We start from the raw sequence: 22,776 nt of genomic DNA, 5'->3' as shown, positions 1-22,776 counted from the left end.
GTGCGTCAGGATATCGGCATGGAATCCAACGGAAAGGAGAAACCGATGTCCCTGTCCGAAGACCTTCGCCTGCCGGTGGGCTGCCCCGGCTGCGGGAGCCGGCTGATGCGGGTATCCAGCACCCGAAACCCCGACGATCGCGTGCGCTGTGCCTCCTGCCAGCGCTTCGTGTGCCTCTACCACGAGGCCAGCAAGGTGCTGAAGAAGGGGCCCGGCAGCGAGAGCGAGGCGCTGATCGAGAAGGCCTTCAATCGCGGCAGCTGATGCAGTTCTCGGCATCGGCTGACCCGGAACCCCGACGATCGCGTGCGCTGTGCCTCCTGCCAGCGCTTCGTGTGTCTCCATCATCACCACCACTAGGCCAGCAAGGTGCTGAAGAAGGGGCCCGGCAGCGAGAGCGAGGCGCTGATCGAGAAGGCCTTCCACCGCGGTAGCTGATCACGTCGGCACGAATCAAACGGGCCGGCACCGAGAGGTGCCGGCCCGTGTCGTTCCGGGTGATGTCTCAGGGGATCAGAGCAGCTCCTCGCCGGCCAGGGCCAGGCGCGAGCGCTCCACGCTCTTCAGGGTGACGTGGCCGGCATGGGGCCAGTCGCGGAAGCGCTGCACCACCGCCGCCATGCCGCAGGTGTTGGCGGTGAGATAGGGCGTGTCGATCTGGCCCACGTTGCCCAGGCAGACGATCTTGGTGTTGCGCCCGGCCCGGGTCAGCAGCGACTTGAGCTGTTTCGGGGTGAAGTTCTGCGCCTCGTCGATGATCAGGAAGGTATCGTTGAGGGTGCGGCCGCGCATGAAGCCCGGGGCGCGGATCTGCACCCGCGAGCCCAGCAGCTGGCGGGTGGCCTCCTGGTTCCAGGTGGTGCTGCCGTCGTGTTCGTCGCGCAGCAGGTTGTCCATGTTGTCGTGGAAGGCGCCCATCCAGGGCGACATCTTCTCTTCCTCGGTGCCGGGCAAAAAGCCGATGTCCTCGCTCATCGAGATCGGCGCCCGGGTGAAGACGATGCGCTCGAAGCGCTTGGTGTCCAGGGTCTGCTGGAAGGCGGCGGCGAGGGTCATGTAGGTCTTGCCGGTGCCGGCGCTGCCGGCGATGGTGACCAGGTCGATATCGTCGTCCATGAGCAGGTTGAGGGTGAAGTTCTGCCGGCTGTCGTGGGCGTGGACGCCCCACACGCTGGCCCCGTGGCGATAGTTGGTGAGCAGCTCCAGGTGGGCGTGATTCGGCCCCAGCTCGCGCACGATGGCCTCGAAGCTGGCCTCATCGTCGCTGTCGGAGACCAGCATGCCCAGGTGCCAGTCGGTGGGGATCTCGCCGCTCAGGCGATAGACCATCTTGCCGCTGTCGTCGCGCTCGACCTTGACGTCGGCCTTGAGGCTTTCCCACAGGCCGCGGCCGTCGTGGCCCGCGTCGGGATAGATGCGGGCGCCGCCGAGCATGGCGTCGCTGTCGTCGAAGGCGCGGTCGGTGAGGTAGTCCTCCACCGGCACGCCGACGGCGGCGGCCTTGACCCGCAGGTTGATGTCCTTGGTGACCAGGATCACCGAGGCGTCGGGGCGCTCGTCGCGGAGCCGGCAGGTCTCGGTGAGCAGACGGTTGTCGGGGCTGTTCTCCAGGTGGTCCGGGGTCTCGAGGTCGTCGTAGCAGAGCAGGCGCAGGCGGCCTTCGGGGCCGTTGAGGCGCGGGATGGGAATGCCGTCGCGGATCTGGCCGAGATCGACGTTGGCGGTGAGGTCCGAGAGGGTCCGGCTGACCTGCCGGGCGGTGCGGGCGATCTCGCGGATGCCGTTCTTGTGCTTGTCGAGTTCCTCGAGCACGGTCATGGGAATGACCACTTCGTGCTCATCGAACTGGTAGAGGGCGGCGGGGTCGTGGATCAGGACATTGGTGTCCAGCACGTAAAGCCGGGTGGCTTTCTTGTCGATGCGTACCATCGGCGCGGCTCTCCTGATTGTCACCGGGACGACGTCAAAACAGATGACGCCTCGATGTCGACACTGTCAGCGCGGGATGTCGGTTCCGTGACAGACGCGACGTGCAGGCCTGGGCTCGGCGCTCACCTCCTCGTGTTGGATAGCGGTCTGTTCATCAGACCGTCACAGGCAGATTTCGATTCCAGCATGGGCCAATGCTGTTGCTTTGCACAATCGACGTTTTGTCAACGTCTCGACGAGCACGGCCGGTGCATTCGGCACCGGCCGTGCTCGTGGCCCGCGCGGTCCTCAGATCAGGATCTGCACCTCGTCGCCTTCGAGGCGCAGCGGCCAGGTGCGCAGGCGCACCGCCTCGTCCTCCAGGCACTGGCCGTCCTTGAGACGGAAGTGCTGCTTGTAGAGCGGCGAGGCCACCACCGGCTCGCCCTGGATATCGCCGACGATGCCGCGGGCGATGACGTTGGCGCCGGAGAAGGGATCGCGATGATCCACGGCGTAGAACTCGGTGGCGTGGCCGGGAAGGTAGAAGAGGGCTGCCTGGGCCGTGCCCTCGGCGGTCTCGATCCAGGCGGCGACGCCGGAGTGGGCGACCAGGTCGGCCTTGGTGCACAGGGTCTGCCAGGTCTGGGTCATGGTCGGGGCTGCTGCGGTTGCGGTGGTCATGGAGGATTCCTCGAGAACGTATTTCCGGATCTCTGGAGGGATGAGCGCCGGGGACAAGGCCAAGCGAGGGGTTTTTGGCCATGGATGGCCAAAGTAGCGCCCAAGGATGGGTTCATAGCGCCCTCGCGGGGCTTGTCGCCGGATCAGCTCATCCCGGTGTCGAGCACAACCGATTTAGGCCGGTCGTAGCTGGCCGCGCTCCTCGGTGACGATGATGTCCGGATCGGGCCGTGCGTCGTTGACGAAGCTGCGGAAGCGCTTGAGCTTCTCCGGGTCGTTGATGGCGCCCGCCCACTCACACTCGTAGGCGTCGATCACGGTCTGCATCTGGGCCTCGAGCTCCTCATTGATCCCCAGGCTGTCCTCGAGCACCACGGCCTTGAGGTAGTCCAGGCCGCCCTCCAGATTCTCGCGCCATACCGAGGTGCGCTGCAGGCGGTCGGCGGTGCGCACGTAGAACATCAGCAGGCGGTCGATGATCGTGATCAGCTGTGCGTCGTCGAGGTCGGTGGCGAACAGCTCGGCGTGGCGCGGGCGCATGCCGCCGTTGCCGCAGACGTAGAGGTTCCAGCCGTGCTCGGTGGCGATCACGCCGATGTCCTTGCTCTGGGCCTCGGCGCACTCGCGGGTACAGCCGGAGACCGCGAACTTGAGCTTGTGCGGCGAGCGCAGGCCCTTGTAGCGATGCTCGAGTCGGATCGCCATGCCCACGCTGTCCTGCACGCCGTAGCGGCACCAGGTGCTGCCGACGCAGGACTTCACGGTGCGCAGCGACTTGCCGTAGGCGTGGCCGGTCTCGAAGCCGGCCGCGATCAGCTCGCCCCAGATGTCGGGCAGGTCCTCCAGCCGGGCGCCGAACAGGTCGATGCGCTGGCCGCCGGTGACCTTGGTGTAGAGGTCATATTTCTGCGCGACCTGGCCCAGCACCACCAGCTTGTCCGGGGTGATCTCGCCGCCGGGGACCCTTGGCACCACCGAGTAGGTGCCGTTTTTCTGCATGTTGGCCATGAAGGTGTCGTTGGTGTCCTGCAGCGGGATGTGCGCGGCGTCGGTGATCGGCTCGTTGAAGCAGGAGGCCAGGATCGAGGCCACCGCCGGCTTGCAGATATCGCAGCCTAAGCCTGGCGAGTGTGGTGAGCCGTGGCCGTGCTTGTCGATCAGCTCGCCGAAGGTCCGGATGCCCTCGACGCGCACGATGTCGTAGAGCGCCTGGCGGGTATGGGCGAAGTGCTCGCAGATCGACGAGTCGACCTCCACGCCGCGGGCCTCGAGCTCGTGGTCGACCACGTTCTTGAGCAGCGCCGCACAGCCGCCGCAGCCGGTGCTGGCCTTCGTCTCGGCCTTGACCGCGCCGAGGTCCATGGCGCCGGCGTCGAGGCTCTCGCAGATCGCGGCCTTGGTGACGTTGTGGCACGAGCAGAGGGTGGCGTCGTCGGGCAGGGCATCGGCGCCCAGGGTCGGCGCGCCCTCTGAGGACGGCACGATCAGCGCCGCCGGATCCTCGGGCAGCTCGAGGCCGTTGCTGTAGACCTGCATCAGGGTGTCGTAGGCGTCGTTGTTGCCCACCAGCATGGCGCCGAGCAGCTTCCTGCCGTCGCCGGAGACCACCAGCTTGCGGTATTCCTGCTTGAGCTCGTCGAGGTAGCGGAAGGTCCGTGCGCCGGGATTCCGGTTGCCGTGGGCGTCGCCGATGGCGCCCACGTCGACGCCGAGCAGCTTGAGCTTGGTGCTCATGTCGGCGCCCTCGAAGGTCAGCTCGCCGCCCAGCAGGGTATCGGCGGCCGCCTTGGCCATCTGATAGCCGGGGGCCACCAGGCCGAAGATGCTGTTCTGCCACAGCGCCACCTCACCGACGGCGAGGATCGCCGGGTCGCTGGTCAGGCAGCGGTCGTCGATCATCACACCGCCGCGCTCGCCGATGTCCAGCGCGCAGTCGCGGGCCAGCTGGTCACGGGGGCGGATGCCGGCGGAGAACACGATCAGGTCGGTCTCCAGCACCTTGTCATCCTGGAACACCATGCGGTGGCGGCTGGCCTGGCCGTCCTCGATGCGCTGGGTGGCGCGGTCGGTGAGTACCTGCACGCCCAGCGCCTCGATCTTCTCGCGCAGCAGATCGCCGCCCTCGGCGTCGACCTGCATCGGCATCAGCCGGGAGGCGAACTCGACCACGGCGGTGTCGAGATCCAGGCCGCGCAGGGCGTTGGCCGCCTCCAGGCCCAGCAGGCCGCCGCCGACCACCACGCCGGTGGTGGCGTCTTCGGCCGCCGCGCGGATGGCGTCCAGGTCGTCCAGGGTGCGGTAGACCAGGCAGTGGTCGCGCTCGTGGCCGGGCACCGGCGGCACGAAGGGAGTGGAGCCGGTGGCCAGCACCAGCCGCGCATAGGGATAGCGGCCCCGGTCGGTGACCACCTCGCTCGCGTCGCGGTCGATGGCGGTGACTTCCTCGGCCAGGCGCAGCTCGATGCCGTGCTCGGCGTAGAAGTCGGCGTCGCACAGGGCCAGCGACTGGGCATCGCGGCCGGCGAAGTACTCGGACAGGTGCACGCGGTCGTAGGCGCGGTGGCGCTCCTCGCCGAACACCGTGATGCGGTAGTGCTCGGTGGCGCCGCGTTCGATCAGCTGCTCGACCAGATGATGGCCGACCATGCCGTTGCCGATGATGATCAGCGGGGGACGTTGGGTGGGCGTGTTCATGCGGCTTCCTCCTGCGGGGAGCGGTCCTGGGCGTGGGGCGTGGCGGGATGCGGTGTCGCGGAATGCGTGGCGTCGAGCAGCGCCCTGGCATCGGCCTGGCCGAACAGCAGCGCCTGACGGCAGGCGCTAAGGTCCCGGCCGGCCAGCGACTGCTCGAAGTACCAGGGGCCGGCGGCGGTGTCGCCGTAGAGCACGGCGCCCTCGAGGTGGCCGTCGCGCAGCAGCACCCGGCGATAGTCGCCGTGTTCGGGGTCGTGGTAGGTCAGCGTCTCGTGGTCGTCGTCGGACTCGATGGGGCCGAAGGCATACAGCGAGATGCCGCTGACCTTGAGCTTGGCGGCACATGGCTGTTCGACGTAACGCGGCGTCTCGTCGTCGGGCGTCGTGTCGTCGGCCGAGCGTGATGACAGGCAAGCGGCCAGCACCTCGACCTGGCGCCAGATCGGTTCGACCAGGCCATAGGTGCGGCCCTCGAACTCGCAGCATTCGCCCAGGGCGTGGATCGCGGGATCGCTGCTGGTCAGCCGGTCGTCGACGACGATGCCGCGCTCCACCTCGAGACCGGCCTGGCGACCCAGTTCGACGCTGGGCGCGATGCCGATGGCCAGCACCACGCAGTCGGCGGCCAGCCGGCGACCGTCGGCCAGGCGCACGGCGCAGACGCGCCCCCGGCCGTCGTCCTCCAGGCGTTCCAGGTCGGCGCCGGTGATGATCTCGAGGCCGCGGCCCGCGAGCTCGGCCTCGAGCAGGCCGGCGGCGGTGGCGTCGAGCTGGCGGTTCATCAGCCGGGAGGCGCGCTGGAGCACGCTCACGGACATGCCGGCACGCGCTCTTTTACGTAACCCCTCGGCGGCTTCCAGGCCCAGCAGGCCGCCGCCGATCACCACCGCGCGGCCGCCGCGTTCGGCGGCCGCCGTCAGGGCGGCGGCGTCGTCCAGATCGCGGAAGGCATGCACGCCGTCGAGTTCGAGGCCATCGACCGGCGGTAGGGCGGGGGTGGAGCCGGTGGCCAGCACCAGGCGGTCGTAGGCGATCTCGCGGCCGCCGGCGGTGGTCAGGCGGCGCGCGGCGCGGTCGATGCGCTCGACCCGCTCGCCGAGGATCAGCTCGACGCCGCGTTCGGCGTACCAGTCGGCGGCGCGCAGGGTCAGCGCCTCGCGCTCCATCTCGCCGGCCAGCAGCGGCGACAGCAGGATGCGGTTGTAGGCGGGGCAGGGTTCCGCGCCGATCAGGGTGATGCGGCGGGGTGCGCCGTGGCGCTGGACCAGCGCCTCGACCAGCCGCTGGCCGGCCATGCCGTTGCCGACGATCACCAGGTGACCGATGGGCAATGGCGCCGAATCATCGAGCACTGCCTCTGTGGCTGTCGGGTCATCGGGATTCATCTCGGATTCCCTCCATAAACGCAGAAGACGCCTCGACGCTCCCCGACTTTGGGGAGCGTGGAGACGTCTTCGTCTGGACTTCGAGGTGCGGTCGCCGTTGACCGCCGGAGGGCCGCGCCCTCCGTTCTGGTCTTTACCTATCAAGGTTCGGGCCAGGACGCGGTGAAAATCAGAAAACTCAGAACGTTAGGCAATCATCATCGGGCGATGATCGCTGGCGAGGCGGTCCCTGGCAGCGCCGTCATGCACGCTCCTGGTGCGTGGCGGTGTCGACATGCACGGGGCTGTAGCAGGCCTCGACCGCGGCGCGCTCGAGCGGCTCGCCGAGCTGGCGGGCCAGGTGCTCGACCACCGGGGCCAGCTCGTCGGCCGCGGGGCGCAGCCCGGTGAGGCGCTGATCCACCGGCGCCTCGCCCAGCGGCAGAGTCGGCAGGTGATCCATGGCGCGGTCCAGGTAGGGCGGCAGGGTCAGCCAGTCGCGGGCCTGGCGCCGGTGCTCGGGCGACTCGGCCAGCCAGCCGGCGGCGGCGATCAGGGCACGGATCATGGCCTGAAGCGTGGCCGGATGCCGCTCGGCCCAGTCGCGGGTGACGCCGAGCACTTTCTCGGGGTGGTCGGGCCACAGCTGAGCGCCGGTGGCGACGATGCGCCCGCCGCCGCGATGGGCGGCCTGGCTGCCCCAGGGCTCGCCGACGCAGAAGCCGTCGATGCGCCCCTGCTCGAGGGCCTCGACCATGCGCGACGGCGGCAGGGCGACCAGCTCGACGTCGCGATCGGGATCGAGGCCGCCCAGGGTCAGCCAGTCGCGCAGCTGATAGTGGTGGCTGGAGAAGGGGTGGACCATGGCCAGCCGCGGGCGTGTGGTGCCGCGCCGACGCAGCCGTTCGGCGAAGTCCCGGGCGTTGACGGCCGGGTCGTGGCCGCCGGGGGAGTCGTCCAGGGGCGCGGCCATGCCCTCCGACCAGTAGGCCGACAGCACCAGCGTATTGCCGTGGCGGCCGAGCACCAGCGGCGCGAGGGTGTCGCAGGCGGGCCCGGAGGCGCCGAGGCTCATGGCCAGCGGCAGCGGGGCCAGCAGCTGGGCGCCATCCAGCAGCCCGGCGGCCAGCTTGTCGCGCAGGGTCGACCAGGCGCTCTCGCGAGACAGCGTGACCTCGAGCCCCTCGGCGGCGAAGAAGCCGCCCTCCCGGGCGACGATCGGCAGGGCGGCGTCCAGCAGCGGGACGAAGCCAAGCGCCAGATGGGTCCGCTCGGCGGCTTGGGGCATGCTCATAGGCCTTTCTCCAGTCCTTCGAGGATATCGATCACGTTGCCGGCCACCTCGCCGATGCGCTGGCCGCGATCCATGGCCAGCTTGCGCAGCGTCTGGTAGGCCTGGGGTTCGTCACAGTTCTGGTGCTTCATCAGCAGCCCCTTTGCCTTCTCGATGCGCTTGCGCTCGGCCAGCTGGTTGCGGGTGCGGTCGAGCTCCTGGCGCATCGACTGGAAGGCGTCGAAGCGGGCCACGGCGACCTCGAGGATCGCCCTGACCCGGGTCGGCACCAGGCCGTCGACCACGTAGGCGCTGACGCCGGCCTTGAGGGCGGCCTGCATGGACTCGGGATCGTGCTGGTCGGCGAAGAACACCACCGGCCGCGGGTTCTGGCGATGCAGCTGCGACATGCTGTCGAGGGTGTCGCGGTCGGGGGATTCCATGTCGATGATGACCACGTCGGGCGCGTGGCGCTCGACCATGTCGTTGAGGCTGGCCGGGCTCTGCAGGTGGCAGATCACTTCGTGCCCCTCCTGGCCGAGGGCCTCCTCGACCATGGCGGCGCGGACGCTCTCGTCGTCGACCAGCAGGATGCGCAAGGGCGGGGATGGGGTCATGGGCATGGCTCGTGATGGCGTGAACGGTCTGGAAGGGTCATGCAACAACCGTTCCAGCACCGTCGCGGCGCAGCATCGGGTGATCGGCATCACGACGGCGCCGCGTTCTGCACCTGGATCGCGCAGTCGGGGCCGCAAAATGCGATGAGGTGGTGCAAGTCGTGTCCGTTCGCCGGCCGGGTGTCCCGCCGAGGCGGGATTCCTTGCCGGCTGGCACGCCGCTTGCTTGGTACTGGGCAGACATCCCGGATCGCCACGGCGGCGATCCACGGCAACGACGCCCACCCCATGCCCTTCCGGCGTGGCGGTGGGCGTCGTCGTGTCGGGACCTGCGATCGAGGAGAGCACCATGCAACAGGCGCGTACCACCTGCCCCTACTGCGGCGTCGGCTGCGGCGTGACGGCCGACATCGAGGGCGGGCGCATCACCGGCGTGGAGGGCGACGGCGACCACCCGGCCAACTACGGGCGGCTATGCGTCAAGGGCTCGGCGCTGGCCGAGACCCTGGGCGATCATGGCCGCCTGACCCGGCCGCGGGTCGACGGCGTCGAGGTCGACTGGGACACCGCCCTCGAGGCGGTGGCCGAGCGCCTCCAGGCCACCAGCGCATCCGCCGGCGATCACGCCGTGGCGGCCTATCTGTCCGGCCAGCTGCTGACCGAGGACTATTACGTCGCCAACAAGCTGTTCAAGGGCTTTCTCGGCACGCCGCACCTGGATACCAACTCGCGGCTGTGCATGGCCTCGGCGGTGGCCGCCTACAAGCGCTCGCTGGGGGCCGATGCCGTGCCGTGCCACTACGAGGACCTGGAGGAGGCCGAGCTGGTGGTGCTGGTGGGTTCCAACCTGGCCTGGAACCATCCGGTGCTCTACCAGCGCCTGCGCACCGCCAAGAGCCGCAATCCGCTGATGCGGGTGGTGGTGATCGATCCGCGGGTCACCGACAGCTGCGAGATCGCCGACCTGTACCTGGGGCTCAAGCCCGGCACTGATGCCCGGCTGTTCACCGGCCTGCTGGCGTGGATGGCCGACAAGGGCCGGCTCGACGACGTCTATCTGGCGCAGCACACCGACGGGCTCGAGGACGCCCTGGCCGCGGCCCGCGAGGATGACGTGTCCATCGAGGCCATCGCCGCCGACTGCGACGTCGACGCCGAGCGCCTCGAGACCTTCTTCTACTGGTTCGCCAGTCAGCTGCACGTGGTGACCCTCTATTCCCAGGGCATCAACCAGTCGTCCAGCGGCACCGACAAGTGCCAGGCGATCATCAACTGCCACCTGGCCGGCGGCAAGATCGGCCTGCCCGGCGCCGGACCTTTCTCGATCACCGGCCAGCCCAATGCCATGGGCGGCCGCGAGGTGGGGGGGCTTGCCAACCAGCTCGCCGCCCATATGGACTACGACTCGCCCGGCGCCCTCGACCGCGTGACGCGCTTCTGGTCTACCGACCAGCTGACGCCGAGCCTGCCCGAGGCGCCGGGGCACAAGGCGGTGGCGCTGTTCGAGGCCATCGAGCGCGGCGAGATCCAGGCGTTGTGGGTGATGGCCACCAATCCCGCGGTCAGCCTGCCCGACGCCAATCGGGTGCGGGCGGCGCTCGAGAAGTGCCCGCTGGTGATCGTCTCCGAATGCATGGCCGACACCGATCTGCTGCCCTACGCCGACATCGTGCTGCCGGCCACGTCATGGTCGGAGAAGGACGGCACCGTGACCAACTCCGAGCGGCGGATCTCGCGCCAGCGCGGCATGCTGCCGCCGCCCGGGGAAGCGCGCCACGACTGGTGGATCGTGTGCGAGGCGGCGCGCCGGCTGGGCTTCGGCGAGGCCTTCGACTACGCCCATCCCGGCGAGATCTTCGCCGAGCACGCCAGGCTCTCCGGCTTCGAGAACGCCCCCGGGCAGCCGGGCAGCGAGGCGCGGCTGTTCGACATCTCGGCGCTGGCGGAGCTCGACCGCGCCGGCTATGACGCCCTGGCGCCGATCCAGTGGCCGGTGACCGCCGCATCGCCCCGTGGCACCGCACGGCTGTTCGAGGACGGCTGCTTCGCCACTGCGGACGGCCGGGCCCGGCTGCTGCCGGTGCGCCCACGCGGCCCCGAGCAGGCGCTCAGCGCCGAGCGCCCGCTGCGCCTCAACACCGGCCGGGTGCGCGACCAGTGGCACACCATGACCCGCACCGCCCGGGCGCCGCGGCTGATGAACCACCGCGCCGAGCCGTTCATCGAGATCTCTCCGGAAGACGCGGCGGCGTTCGGCGTGGGCGACCAGCAGCTGGCGAAGCTGACCGGCGCCGACGGCGAGTACCGCGCCCGGGTAAGACTGACCAGGGGCCAGCGCCGCGGCGAGGCCTTCGTGCCCATGCACTGGACCGACCGCTTCACCGGCGCGGCGCGCACCGGCGGCCTGCTCGCCGCCCATCTCGATCCGATCTCCGGCCAGCCGGAAGCCAAGCACGGCGCGGTGAGCCTGGCGCCCCTCGACGTGGGCTGGGAGGCGACCCTGCTGATCGCCCCCGGCGAAGCCGGCGACTTCGAGGGCCGCGACGACGGCGCCTACTGGGCGCGCATCCCGCTCGCCCACTGCCAGCGCTGGCAGCTGGCCGGCGGCGAACCGCGGAGCGCCTGCGGCGGGGGCGATAAAACGCCACGCGACTGGCTGGCCTGGGTGCAGCAATGGCTGCCCACGGCGCCGAACCTGTGGAGCGACGACCCCGCTGCTGGCCGGCTGCGCGCCGCGGGGCTCGACGAAGGCGGCCGGCTGCGCTGGTGGCTGATGGTGGCGCCGCCCGCCGAATTGCCGGGCCTGGCCTGGCTCGATGCGCGCTTCGCCGAAGCGGCGCTCGGGGGCGAGGTGCGCCGCCGTCTGCTGGCCGGCTGCGACGCCGGCGAGGCCGATGTCGGCCCGCTGGTGTGCAGCTGCCATCAGGTGGGCCAGACGACCATCGTCGACGCCATCCGCGCCGGCGACGCCAGCGTCGAGGCGCTGGGCGCGCGGCTCGCCTGCGGTACCCAGTGCGGCAGCTGCATCCCCGAGCTCAAGTCGCTGGTCGAGGAGCATGCTCCGGCAGCCGACGATTCCCATATCCCACACGAGGAGAGTGGCCATGCGCGCTCTGAGCAAGCCAAGAAAACCGTTCGCGTCGCCTGACGCCCTGCGCCGCGCGTTCTCTGCCCTGGCCCGGCTGGTCCAGCATGTCGCGGGGGGCAGATCGTGGCGTCCGGCAGGCCAGCCGGCCGGCAGGGCCAGCGGCCCTTCGCGGGGCGGCGAGTGCCGTCCCGGCCGCGTCTATCTGGTCGGCGCCGGCAGCGGCGACGTCGAGCTGCTGACGCTGAAGGCCGCGCGGCTGCTGGCCCAGGCCGATGCCGTGGTCTACGACCGGCTGGTCGGCGAGGAGGTGCTGGCGCTGATCCCCGCCGGCCGCGAGCGCTACGATGTCGGCAAGGCCCGCGGCCACCACAGCGTGCCCCAGGACGAGATCGGCGCGCTGCTGGTCTCGCTGGCGGGGCAGGGCAAGTCGGTGGTGCGCCTCAAGGGCGGCGATCCCGGCGTGTTCGGCCGCATGGGCGAGGAGCTCGCCGCCCTGGCCGAGGCCGACGTCTCGGCGGAGATCGTCCCCGGCATCACCGCCGCCTCGGCGGCCTGCGCCTCGATGGGCATTCCGCTCACCGATCGTGGCCACGCCCAGCAGCTGCGCTTCATCACCGCCCAGCTATGCCGCGAGGGCGGGGCGCCGGACTGGACTGCACTGGCCCGCCGCGACGAGACCCTGGTGTTCTACATGGGCCTGGCCAAGGTCGAGGCGATCTGCGCCGGGCTGCGCGGCGCCGGGTTGCCCGGCGACTGGCCGATCATGCTGGTGGCCAACGCCAGCCTGCCCGAGCAGGCGGCGCTGACCGGCACCCTGGCGGACATGCCGGCACGCCTCGCCGAGACGCCGCTGCCGTCGACGTGCCTGATCGTGGTGGGCAGCGTGGTGCGCATGGTCGAGACGACCCCGGCGGTCACCGGCGGGTGCGAGGCGCTGATGCCCTAGCACTCACGCGACTGGGGTGGCGCGACGGCGAGTCGTGCGTCATCGTTCTGTCACCCTTGTCGCGCATCCTCCCATGGCTGACCGAGGCCGGCAGCGACGCGCAGGAAGGCGCCGACATGCCGGACGGATAATGACGTCTGACCGTGAGGAGACCAGGATGAGCAAGGAAATCGAAGACCATCGCCTGTTGAACCGCAGTGCCAACGAGCCGTTCTCCTCGGTGCTGGAGACGCATGTCTCGCGCCGCCGCGTGATGCAGGGTGGGCTCGGCATGGCCGCCATGGCGATGCTGGGCGGCTTCGGTCTGAGCGGGCTTGCCGGGCGCGCCGAGGCCGCGGGCGCCGAGAAGACGCCGCTGTCGCTGGCCTTCGATGCCATTCGCGGTTCGCGCACCGACGCGGTGGTGGTGCCGGAAGGCTACACCGCCCAGGTGCTGATTCCCTGGGGCACGCCGCTCAACGGCCAGGCGCCGGGCTGGCGCGAGGATCTCGCCTTCACCCCCGAGATCCAGGCCAACAGCGTCGGCATGCACCACGACGGCATGCACCACTTCGCCCTGGACGAGGCCTCCGCCTCGCGCCGCTTCGTGCTGGCGATGAACAACGAATACATCGACCAGGACGCCCTCTGGGCGCCGCAGGGCGGGGCCACCAACGCCAAGGAAGGCAAGCGCCCGGCCGACGAGGTGCGCACCGAGATCAACGCCCACGGCGTGACCCTGGTCGAGCTCGCGAAGGACGACGGCGGCCGCTGGCGGCACGTGGCCGACTCCGCCTACAACCGTCGCTACACCAGCGCCACCGAGATGGCGCTGAGCGGCCCGGTGGCCGGCAGCGACTACGTCAGGACCCGGTTCTCGAAGGACGGCACCCTGACCCGCGGCACCAACAACAACTGCGCCAACGGCTACACCCCCTGGGGCACCTACCTGACCTGCGAGGAGAACTGGCCGGGCTATTTCGTCAAGGACGAGGGGCGCGAGCGGGACGACGACCGTCTCGGCGTGGCCACTGAACGCGGCCGCTACGGCTGGGAAACCGCCGCCGGCGATGCCGGCGAGCGCAACGACGAGTTCGCCCGCTTCAATGCCACCCCGGCCGGCGCCTCGGCCACCGAGGACTACCGTAACGAGCCGCGCACCTTCGGCTACATCGTCGAGATCGACCCCTATACCGGCGCGCGCGCCGTCAAGCGCACCGCCCTGGGCCGCTTCCGCCACGAAGGCTGCTGGCCGGGCAAGCTGGTGGCCGGTGAGCCGGTGGTGTTCTACACCGGTCACGACTCGCGCAACGAGTACATCTACAAGTTCGTCTCCGAGGCCCTCTGGGATCCGGCGGATGCCAATCGTCCCGGCGCCGAGGTCGATCGCCTGGCGCTGGGCGACAAGTACATGGACAAGGGCACCCTCTACGTCGCTCGCTTCGATGCGGACGGCTCCGGCGAATGGCTGCCGCTGACCCCGGATGCCGAGACCCGGGACGGCCGCACCCTGGCCGAGGCCCTGGGCCTGGCCGCCGACGATCAGGCCGGCGTGATCATTCACACCTGCGACGCCGCCGACCTGATGGGCGCCACGCCCATGGATCGCCCGGAATGGGGGGCGGTGGATCCGGCCTCCGGCGAGGTCTACATGACCCTGACCAACAACTCCGACCGCACCGCCGAGGGCACCGCGCCGACCTTCAACAACGACGGCACCGAGATCGAGGACCTGGGCGTCGGCTATGCCACGGCGCCGACCAACGCCGCCAATCCGCGGGCCGGGAACGAGGGCGGCCAGGTGATTCGTTGGCGTGAACGCGTCGGGGCGAACCGCTTCGACTGGGAGGTGTTCGTGTTCGGCGCGGCGGCCGGCGATGCCGGGAACGTCTCCGGCCTGACCGAGCTCAACCAGTTCGCCAGCCCCGATGGTCTGCACTACGACGATCGTGGCGACGGCCAGGGCATCCTGTGGATCGAGACCGACAACGGCTACGCCAACGTGACGGAGTACACCAACGACCAGGTGCTGGCGGTGGTGCCCCAGAACGTCGGCCGCGCCGAGGGCGATGCCTCGGTGATCGGCGCCGGCGACCAGGCCCAGCTCAGGCGCTTCGCCGTCGGCCCCAACGGCTGCGAGGTGACCGGCATCGTCATCACCCCGGACAAGACCGCGATGTTCATCAACATCCAGCATCCGGGCAACTGGCCGGCCGGCGACGACGCCACCGCCGAGACTCAGGGGAGGGTGCGGCCGCGGGCTTCCACCGTGGTGATCCAGCGCGAGGACGGCGGCACCATCGGCGCCTGATCGTCTCGCGTTTCCCGCCCACCATGCGAAGCGCCCCCGGCATCTGCCGGGGGCGCTTCGTTTCGTCGGGCGGGCGACGGCGGCCTGGATGGGGCCTCAGTCGTCGCCCCGCTCGAAGGCCTCGAACACCTCGCGGCCGGTCAGGTTGCGGGTGTCGTTGGCGAAGGCGTACCAGGGCGGCTTCTCGTCGATGAAGATCTGGCTGTCGAAGGTCCAGGCCTGGCCTGCGTCGACCAGTCCCGCCGGCACCGCGTAGTGATCGCCGGTCCTGAGGCGGTAGAACAGGTGCGTGCCGCAGTGGCGGCAGAAGGCGCGTTCGGCCCAGTCCGAGGAGGCGAAGACGGTGACGCTGTCCTCGCCCTCGAGACGGACGCTCGAGACCGACTCCAGTGCCAGCAGCGGCCCGCCGCCCCAGGTGCGACACATCTGGCAGTGGCAGGCGCCGATGTTCTGGCGCGAGGCCTGCACCTCGAGGGCCACGGCGCCGCACAGGCAGTTGCCGGTCAGGGTCATGGCGTCTTGCATGGTGTGCCTCCTCGGGGCGGATCAGCCCTTGAGCTGGGCGAGCACGGTCTCGGCGCTGCTTTCCTGCACGCCCTTGGCGTCGACGCCGAGGTATTCCACCACGCCGTCGTTGGCGATCAGCGCGAAGCGCTTGCTGCGCGTGCCCATGCCTCCGGCGCTGGCGTCCATGTCGAGGCCCAGGGCGCGGGTGAACTCGGCGTTGCCGTCGGCCAGCATGGTCATCGCCTGGGCGTTCTGGTCCTGCTGCCAGGCGCCCATCACGAAGGCGTCGTTGACCGCCATGCAGGCGATGGCGTCGGCGCCGGCGGCGAGGATCTCGTCGGCATGCACCACGAAGCCGGGCATGTGGGTGTTGGAACAGCCCGGGGTGAAGGCGCCGGGCACGGCGAACAGCACCACGCGGCGGCCGGCGAAGAAGCTGCCGGTGGCGAGGTCCTCGGGACCCTTGTCGCCGTTGGTCTTGATCGTGACGTCGGGAAGGCGGTCACCGATGGCGATGGTCATGGGGAAACTCCTTGTCGGTCGGTTGAAGTCGGGCTCAGGGCGCGTCCAGCGGCGGCGTGGGGCGCACCAGGATCTCGTTGACGTCCACGTGGGCCGGCTGGCCGAGGGCGTAGAGCGCGGCCGAGGCGATGTCGCGGGCCGCCAGGGCATGCTCGGGTGCCTCGTCGAAGAACGGCGTGTCGACCATGCCCGGCTCGATCAGGGTCACCCGGATGCCGCTGCCGCGCAACTCCTCGCGCAGATTGTAGCCGAGCCCGGTCACCGCCCACTTGGTGGCGCCATACATGGAGCCGGGGATGGTGGCACGGCCCGCGGCCGAGCCGGTGAGCAGCACATGGCCGCGGGTCTTGCGCAGCGCCGGCAGCGTCGCCTGGACGGTGAGCCCCACGCCGTAGATGTTGGTCAGGATCATCTCGCGCCAGGCCTCGTGGTCGGCGCCGCTGAAGCCGCCGGGCGAGCCGCCGCGGCCGGCGTTGGCGAACACCGCGTCGAGGCGGCCGAAGCGTTCCAGGGCCTGCTCCACCATGGCCTGCTGGGCGTCCATGTCGGTCACGTCCATGGCCACGCTCAGCACGTTCTCCGGCCCCAGTTCCTGGGTCAGGGGCTCGAGGCGCTCGCGCGCCCGGGCCGTCAGCACCAGCTTGTAGCCCTCGCGTGACGCCGCCCGCGCGGTGGCCGCGCCGATGCCGCTGGACGCGCCGGTGATCAACAGTACCTGTTCCATTCCGCACTCCTTGTCGGGACAGAGTCGCTTTCAGAATGGCCATAACCCTTTCGGTCTGTAAACCCGCGGCCTGTAAACGGCGGCGCCCCCGTCGCGGAACGACGGGGGCGCCGACGGGCCGGCGTGCCGCGGGCATCAGCGCAGCGACAGCGCGCCTTCGCCGGTGTCGCGGGCGGCGTCGCGATAGGCGGCCTGCTCCTCGGCCTCGACCGCGGGCGAGAAGCGCACCACCAGGGCGCACAGCGAGGCGAGGATCACCGCGATGCCGAGATAGAACAGCCCCTGCTGGTAGGAGAGCGACTCGGAGCGGAACAGGAAGCCGGCGGCCACGGCGCCGGCATTGCCGCCGGCGCCGACGATGCCGGCCACCGCGCCCAGCGCCTTCTTGTTGATGAAGGGCACCACGCCGAAGGTCGCGCCCTCGGCCATCTGCACGAACAGGCTGAACACCAGCATGATGCCGATGGCCAGCGCCAGCACCTGCATCTGCGAGAAGAACATCAGCGCCACGCCCTCGCAGAGCATGGCGATGAACAGCCAGCGCACCCGGCCCTTGAGGCCGCCGTGCCTGGCGAACAGGTCGGAGAAGATGCCGCCCAGGGTGCGGGCGAAGAGGTTCATCAGCCCGAACAGGCCGGCGATCATGCCCGCGGTGGCCAGGCTCAGGTCGAAGTTGTCGAAGTAGTAGATGGCGGCGATGTTGTTGATGGTCAGCTCGACGCCGAAGCAGGCGGCGTAGACCACGAACAGGGCCCACACGCGAACGTCCTTGGCGGCGGCCTTGAAGCTGGCGCCCATGCCGTGCTCGCCGCTGGCCGGCGGCAGCTCGCCGCGGGCACGCAGTTCGTCGAAGTTGCCGTCCGGCGCGTCCTGGGTGAAGCGATAGTAGGCGATGCCGGTGAGCAGCATCACCACGCCCGGCACCACCATGGCCAGACGCCAGCCGAGGGTCTCGCTGACGCCGAGCATCAGGATGCCGGAGAAGATCAGCGGCATCAGGATCTGGGTGGTGCCGCCGCCCAGGTTGCCCCAGCCGGCCGAGGTGGCGTTGGCGGTGCCGACCACGTTGGGCGCGAACATCACCGAGGTGTGGTACTGGGTGATGACGAAGGAGGCACCGATGGCGCCGATGGCCAGGCGGGCCAGCAGGAAGGTCTCGAAGCTGTCGGCCAGGCCGATCGACATCACCGGCAGTGCGCCCAGGCACAGCAGCCAGGTGTAGGCGCGGCGCGGGCCGATCCGGTCGCACAGCACGCCGATGGCCAGGCGCACGATCACGGTGATGGCCACCGAGGCGATGATGGTGTTGCCGATCTGGGTCTTGGTCAGGCCGAGGTCGTCGCGCACCACCGCCATCAGCGGGGCGATGCCGAACCAGCCGAAGAAGCAGAGGTGGAAGGCGAACCAGGAGAAGTGGAAGGCGCGCATCTGCGGCATCTTCCCGCTGAGCAGACGAATTCTGTTGGCCTTGTGGCGGATTTCCATGGGGGTACCTCGTCGAATGACGGTCGAACACGCGATCTCTTGGGCCTTCGCCGTTGAAGGTCGGGTCCGACGCACTCGTACCCCGAGGGGCCTGGTCCACGTCTGGCGCTCACTGCCGATGTTAATGCATACGCGCTGCCAGGATGCCGGGAATTCCGCTTTTTCAGCGTGTTAGGTATTTAACGGGAGGAGAGGGGCGCCGAGGGCGACGCGCTGTGGGGCATGGTCGGGTCGTGCTGGCCCGGCCATGCCCCGATATGGTGCCCGCGAACGGGGGATCAGCGTGTCATGGCCGCCAGTCGCCGGTCATTGCGGGGGCAGCTCAGGAACGTGGATTCGGCCAGCCACTCGGGATCGGGATAGTAGGTGAACAGGTACTGGCTGTCCTTGAGGCTGTCGATCAGCGGTACCGCGATCGCTTCGCGCACGGCGGGGCAGCCGTAGCTGCGTCCCAGCCGTCCGGTGCGCTCGATGAAGGACTCGCTGACGTAGTCGGCGCCATGCATGACGATGGCGCGCTGGAAGGCCTTGTCGTTGATGCCGGGCTCGAGGCCTTCCAGGCGCAGCGAATAGCCGTTGCTCCCCTCGTAGCTGTTGAGGGTGCGGAACAGGCCGAGGCTGGACTGATGGCTGTCCGGCACGTTGGAGAATTGGCTGGCCAGGGCGTCACCGGAGCCCTGGCCGTGGGAGACCAGCTCGCGGAACAGCAGGCGGTCGCGGGCCAGATCGAACACCCATAGTCGCGGCTCGGTGGAGGGCAGCGAGAAGTCGATCACCGCCAGCCGCTCGGCGCCGGAGTCGGCGCAGGTGAGGGCCCGGGCGGCCAGGCGCAGCATCCGAGGGTCGGCGGTAGGGGCGAGGTGCGTCAGGCGGCTCGCCAGCGGCGACGGCGGCAAGTGCGGCGTCACGGCCTGGGTGAGGAAGTCCCGCGCCGAAGCGGGAAGGGCGAGCAGCAACAGGGCCGCGGCGAGTAGCGGGGGCAGGCATCGGCGTCTGGAACGCAGCGGTGGCATAGGGCGTCTCATGAAGTGAACGAGGGGCGTTGTCTGTCGGCGTGCGGGCCTCCGATGTCGGTCGTGGCCGTGCGAGGCGGAAAGCCTGACGTATTATGAGCATGATGGACAGGAAGTTCAGCCCCGTCATCTCGATGCAGGAGGCACGTCATGCGGCATGCGGAAACACTGACCCGAGGTCTATGGTACGGCGGCATGCTGCTGCTGGCGGCATGGCTGCCGCTCGAAGCGGCCGCCGCGACGTCATCGCTGGCCATGGCTTCGTCGCCGTCTGCGGCTTCTACGGCACCGCTGAGCGAGCGGCTCGCCTCGACCTCGCCGCGTCTGGCGCGCTTCTACGCGCTGAACGATGACGCGCCGTTCTGGCAGGACCGTGAGACGCTGGCCACCCTGGTCGAGCTGCTCGAGTCCCTCGATGGCGACGGGCTGGTACCCGCCGACTATCATCCAACGCGGCTTTCGCAGCGGGCCGAGGCGGCGTTGGATCCGGCGGCCGGCGAGGCCGAGCGGATGCGCTTCGACCTGGAGGCCAGCCGCACCCTGCTGGCCGCCCTGACCCAGCTGCAGCGCGGGCGTCTCGACCCGCGTGACGTCTATCCCGACTGGGAGATCCCGGTGGCGCCGCCGCGCCTGGATCTGGCCGGCATCGAGCGGGCCCTCGAGGACGGTGACGCGGGCGCGGCGCTGGCCCTGGCGCGCCCCGAGGGCGAGGCTTATGCCGGCCTGCGTCAGGCGCTGGCGCGCTATCGTCATATCGTCCTGCTGGGCGGGTGGCCGACGCTTCCGGCGCGCCAGGAACCGCTGCGCCCGGGCGACGTCGACGACGAGGTGGCGCTGCTGCGCCGGCGCCTGGCGATGATCGGCGAGCTCGAGGTGATGGCCGCCGACGCGAGCCACTATGCCGCTCAGCTGCCGGGTATCGCGCTGGAGGCGCCGGCCCGGAACCGCTACGACGATGCCCTGGCGGCCGCGGTCAGGCGTTTTCAGCGCCGCCACATGCTGGCCGACGACGGCGTGATCGGCCCGCGCACCCGAGCGGCGCTCAACGTGCCGGCCAGCGCGCGTCTCGAGACCCTGCGCGCCAATCTGGAGCGGGCCCGCTGGCTGTCCGGCGGGCTGCCCGACTGGCACCTGACGGTGGATCTGGCCGGGCAGCGGCTCGACTACCGCCGTCCGAACGGCGAGCGCTGGCAGGCGCGGGTGATCGTCGGCCAGCCGGGCCGCGAGTCTCCGGTGCTGCGCTCCGAGATCACCTACCTGACCCTGAACCCTACCTGGACGGTGCCGCCGACCATCCTGCGCGAGGACGTGCTGCCCCGGGTACGTCGCGATCTCGGCTATCTGGCCGAGCATGACATGGAGGTGCTCGACCCGCAGGGACGGCGGCTGGATCCCCGGGAGATCGACTGGCGTCGCCCGGGGGCGGTGATGCTGCGTCAGCGTGCCGGTGCCCACAATCCGCTGGGGCGGCTGGTGCTGCGCTTCCCCAACGATCACCTGGTCTATCTGCACGATACGCCGGCCCGCGGGCTGTTCCAGCAGTCGCAGCGGGCGCTGAGCTCCGGCTGCATCCGCGTGGAGAACGTCGCCGAGCTGGCGCGCCTGCTGATCGCCGACAGCGGCTCGCGCATCGATCTCGACGCACGGCTGGCCGGCGGCGAGACCGACAACGTCTCCCTGGCTCGTCCGGTGCCGCTGGCGCTGACCTACTGGACCGCTTGGGGCGAGGCGGGCGGTCTGGCGAGCTTCCGCCCGGACGTCTACGGCCGCGATCCGGCGCTGATCGCCGCGCTGGCCAGTGCGCCGGCCATCTGACGGCGTCTGCCTTCGGCGCTATTCGTAGCCCTGGGCCTGCAGCCGGAACAGGCGCGCATAGCGGCCGTCGAGCGCCATCAGGCTCGCATGGTCGCCACGCTCGAGGATGCGTCCGCCGTCGATGACCAGTATCTGGTCGGCGGCGCGGACGGTGGAGAAGCGGTGCGAGATCAGCACCGTCATCTTGTCCCGGGCGTGGTCGCGGAAGTCGGCGTAGACCGCCGCCTCGGCGGCGGCGTCCATGGCTGCGGTGGGCTCGTCGAGCACCAGGATGTCGGCCTCCTCGCGCATGTAGGCGCGGGCCAGGGCGATCTTCTGCCACTGGCCGCCGGAGAGCTCCTGGCCGCCCTTGAACCAGCGCCCCAGCTGGGTGTGATAGCCGCCCGGCATGTCGGCGATGAAGTCCTCGGCCAGCCCGCGGCGGGCGGCCTCCTGCCAGCGGGTCTCGTCCTCGAAGGCGGCCACGTCGCCGGCGCCCAGGTTCTCGCCAACCTTGAGCTGATAGCGCACGAAGTCCTGGAAGATCACCCCGATGCGCCGGCGCAGGGTCGCCCGGTCCCAGTCGCGCAGGTCGCTGCCGTCGAGCAGGATGCGCCCCACGGTGGGATCGTAGAGGCGGGTCAGCAGCTTGATCAGGGTGGTCTTGCCCGAGCCGTTGACGCCGACCAGCGCCAGGCTGCGGCCGGGCGTCAGATGCAGGTCGATGCCGGAGAGCGCGGCCTTCTCGGCGCCGGGATAGGTGAAGCCCACGTCCTCGAAGCGGATGCCGTCACCGGGGCTGTCGCCCTCGGTGAGATGCCCGGTTTCCTCGGGCACCGGCTGCTCCAGGTACTCGTAGAGGTTGGAGAGGTAGAGATTGTCCTCGTACATGCCGCCGATGGCGGTCAGGCTCGCCGACAGTGCCGCCTGGCCCTGCTTGAAGACCATCAGGTACATGGTCATCTCGCCCAGCGTCAGCCGGCCGGCCACGGTGTCCGCCACCACCCAGGCGTAGGCGGCGTAGAAGGCCAGGGTGCCCAGCAGGCCGAGCAGGAAGCCCCAGGTCTCGCGGCGGATCGTCAGCCGTCGATCCTCGGCGTAGAGGGTCTCGAAGATGCGCCGGTAGCGGTCGAGCAGCAGCGGTTCGAGGCCGAACAGCTTGACCTCCTTGATGCTGTCCTCGCGGGCCAGCACGGTTTCCAGATACATCTGCATGCGGGTCTGGGGCGAGCGCCAGCGGAACAGCCGGAAGGCGTCGCCGGAGAAGCGCGCCTCGGACAAAAACACCGGCAGGGCGCCGACCACCAGCACCAGCAGCGCCCAGGGCGAGAAGCCGACCAGCAGCACGCCGAAGCTCGCCAGCGAGATGGCGTTCTGCAGCAGCGAGAAGGTCTTGTTGACCAGCCCCAGCGGGCGGGTCGAGGCCTCGCGCCGGGCGCGGGTCAGCTTGTCGTAGAACTCCGAGTCCTCGAACTGGGCAAGCGACAGGGTGCCGGCCTTCTCCAGGATCATGACGTTGACCTTCTGGCCGAGCAGCGCCCGCAGCAGCGACTGCTGGGCCGCCAGGCCGCGCTGGGCCAGCGCGATGAGTGCCACCACCGCGGCTTCCAGCAGCACATAGCGCAGCACCGGCCACAGCAGGTCGGTCAGCGGCGCCGCGCCTTGCTCGTGTCGATCCATGGCGGCCACCATCCCGTCGACGATCAGCTGGCCGACCCAGGCGGCCACGGCGGGCAGTACGCCGGCGACCAGGGTGCACAGGGCGAGGCCGAGGGTCAGGCGGCGCGAGGTCTGCCACACCAGCCCCAGGGCCCGATGGCTGTAGCGAAAGACGCCGAGCATGGCCAGGGGCGAAGAGACGGAGGAG

Annotated in this window: 17 protein-coding genes; 5 read left to right on the top strand and 12 right to left on the bottom strand. The window is 70.0% G+C overall.

Annotated features, from left to right (window positions below; all coding sequences use genetic code 11):
• Window positions 1–45 precede the first annotated feature (45 nt).
• Entirely contained in the window at window positions 46–264 is a 219-nt protein-coding gene (locus tag MYL53_RS09635) for a hypothetical protein (protein ID WP_247853576.1), read from the top strand.
• Between the two features lie 249 nt (window positions 265–513).
• Here the strand turns inward: MYL53_RS09635 and MYL53_RS09630 are convergent, their stop codons facing one another.
• The 6 genes from MYL53_RS09630 to MYL53_RS09605 form a co-directional block, all read right to left on the bottom strand.
• Window positions 514–1,929, bottom strand: coding sequence for a PhoH family protein (locus MYL53_RS09630; RefSeq protein ID WP_247853575.1), 1,416 nt, complete (start codon window positions 1,927–1,929; stop codon window positions 514–516).
• 288 nt (window positions 1,930–2,217) lie between these two features.
• Window positions 2,218–2,592, bottom strand: coding sequence for a nitrite reductase small subunit NirD (gene nirD / locus MYL53_RS09625; RefSeq protein ID WP_247853574.1), 375 nt, complete (start codon window positions 2,590–2,592; stop codon window positions 2,218–2,220).
• A 174-nt stretch (window positions 2,593–2,766) separates the two neighbouring features.
• Window positions 2,767–5,286, bottom strand: coding sequence for a nitrite reductase large subunit NirB (gene nirB, locus MYL53_RS09620; protein WP_247853573.1), 2,520 nt, complete (start codon window positions 5,284–5,286; stop codon window positions 2,767–2,769).
• Window positions 5,283–6,671, bottom strand: a complete 1,389-nt coding sequence (locus MYL53_RS09615) for an NAD(P)/FAD-dependent oxidoreductase (protein ID WP_247853572.1) — start codon at window positions 6,669–6,671, stop codon at window positions 5,283–5,285. Before MYL53_RS09615 ends, nirB begins: the two co-directional genes overlap by 4 nt.
• A 241-nt stretch (window positions 6,672–6,912) precedes the next feature.
• On the bottom strand, window positions 6,913–7,944 hold the full coding sequence (locus MYL53_RS09610; protein ID WP_247853571.1) for a CmpA/NrtA family ABC transporter substrate-binding protein: 1,032 nt from the start codon (window positions 7,942–7,944) through the stop codon (window positions 6,913–6,915).
• Complete coding sequence (locus MYL53_RS09605; RefSeq protein ID WP_345740368.1) at window positions 7,941–8,540, bottom strand: ANTAR domain-containing response regulator; 600 nt, start codon at window positions 8,538–8,540, stop codon at window positions 7,941–7,943. Before MYL53_RS09605 ends, MYL53_RS09610 begins: the two co-directional genes overlap by 4 nt.
• Window positions 8,541–8,889: 349 nt before the next feature.
• Between MYL53_RS09605 and MYL53_RS09600 the strand changes: the two genes are divergently transcribed.
• The 3 genes from MYL53_RS09600 to MYL53_RS09590 all read left to right on the top strand — a co-directional run bounded on the left by MYL53_RS09600 (window position 8,890) and on the right by MYL53_RS09590 (window position 14,864).
• Window positions 8,890–11,688, top strand: a complete 2,799-nt coding sequence (locus MYL53_RS09600) for a nitrate reductase (protein WP_247853569.1) — start codon at window positions 8,890–8,892, stop codon at window positions 11,686–11,688.
• Window positions 11,645–12,574 (top strand): uroporphyrinogen-III C-methyltransferase, encoded by a 930-nt coding sequence (cobA, locus tag MYL53_RS09595; protein WP_247853568.1) that lies wholly within the window; start codon window positions 11,645–11,647, stop codon window positions 12,572–12,574. The genes MYL53_RS09600 and cobA overlap by 44 nt, the downstream gene beginning before the upstream one ends.
• A gap of 157 nt (window positions 12,575–12,731) precedes the next feature.
• Window positions 12,732–14,864 (top strand): PhoX family protein, encoded by a 2,133-nt coding sequence (locus MYL53_RS09590; protein ID WP_247853567.1) that lies wholly within the window; start codon window positions 12,732–12,734, stop codon window positions 14,862–14,864.
• Between the two features lie 96 nt (window positions 14,865–14,960).
• Here the strand turns inward: MYL53_RS09590 and MYL53_RS09585 are convergent, their stop codons facing one another.
• The 5 genes from MYL53_RS09585 to MYL53_RS09565 all read right to left on the bottom strand — a co-directional run bounded on the left by MYL53_RS09585 (window position 14,961) and on the right by MYL53_RS09565 (window position 19,115).
• Window positions 14,961–15,389, bottom strand: coding sequence for a GFA family protein (locus tag MYL53_RS09585; RefSeq protein WP_247853566.1), 429 nt, complete (start codon window positions 15,387–15,389; stop codon window positions 14,961–14,963).
• Between the two features lie 21 nt (window positions 15,390–15,410).
• Complete coding sequence (locus MYL53_RS09580; protein WP_247853565.1) at window positions 15,411–15,893, bottom strand: peroxiredoxin; 483 nt, start codon at window positions 15,891–15,893, stop codon at window positions 15,411–15,413.
• Between the two features lie 34 nt (window positions 15,894–15,927).
• Window positions 15,928–16,617, bottom strand: coding sequence for an SDR family oxidoreductase (locus MYL53_RS09575; RefSeq protein ID WP_247853564.1), 690 nt, complete (start codon window positions 16,615–16,617; stop codon window positions 15,928–15,930).
• A gap of 135 nt (window positions 16,618–16,752) precedes the next feature.
• Window positions 16,753–18,102: an MFS transporter gene (locus MYL53_RS09570; RefSeq protein WP_247853563.1), complete on the bottom strand. Its 1,350-nt coding sequence runs from the start codon at window positions 18,100–18,102 to the stop codon at window positions 16,753–16,755.
• A 278-nt stretch (window positions 18,103–18,380) separates the two neighbouring features.
• Window positions 18,381–19,115: a murein L,D-transpeptidase catalytic domain family protein gene (locus MYL53_RS09565; RefSeq protein WP_247853562.1), complete on the bottom strand. Its 735-nt coding sequence runs from the start codon at window positions 19,113–19,115 to the stop codon at window positions 18,381–18,383.
• A gap of 150 nt (window positions 19,116–19,265) precedes the next feature.
• Here MYL53_RS09565 and MYL53_RS09560 point away from each other — a divergent pair, with 150 nt between their 5' ends.
• The gene (locus tag MYL53_RS09560) at window positions 19,266–20,930 is read left to right on the top strand and encodes a L,D-transpeptidase family protein (protein ID WP_247853561.1); all 1,665 of its coding nucleotides are present in this window, start codon (window positions 19,266–19,268) and stop codon (window positions 20,928–20,930) included.
• 18 nt (window positions 20,931–20,948) lie between these two features.
• On the opposite strand, the gene MYL53_RS09555 is transcribed toward MYL53_RS09560, so the two are convergent.
• Window positions 20,949–22,751: an ABC transporter ATP-binding protein gene (locus tag MYL53_RS09555; RefSeq protein ID WP_247854003.1), complete on the bottom strand. Its 1,803-nt coding sequence runs from the start codon at window positions 22,749–22,751 to the stop codon at window positions 20,949–20,951.
• Window positions 22,752–22,776 lie beyond the last annotated feature (25 nt).

It is taken from the genome of Halomonas getboli (assembly GCF_023094245.1).
Taxonomy (GTDB): domain Bacteria; phylum Pseudomonadota; class Gammaproteobacteria; order Pseudomonadales; family Halomonadaceae; genus Halomonas; species Halomonas getboli.
Note: the sequence above shows the minus strand (reverse complement) of the source record. Positions and strands in the feature narration are given on the sequence as shown.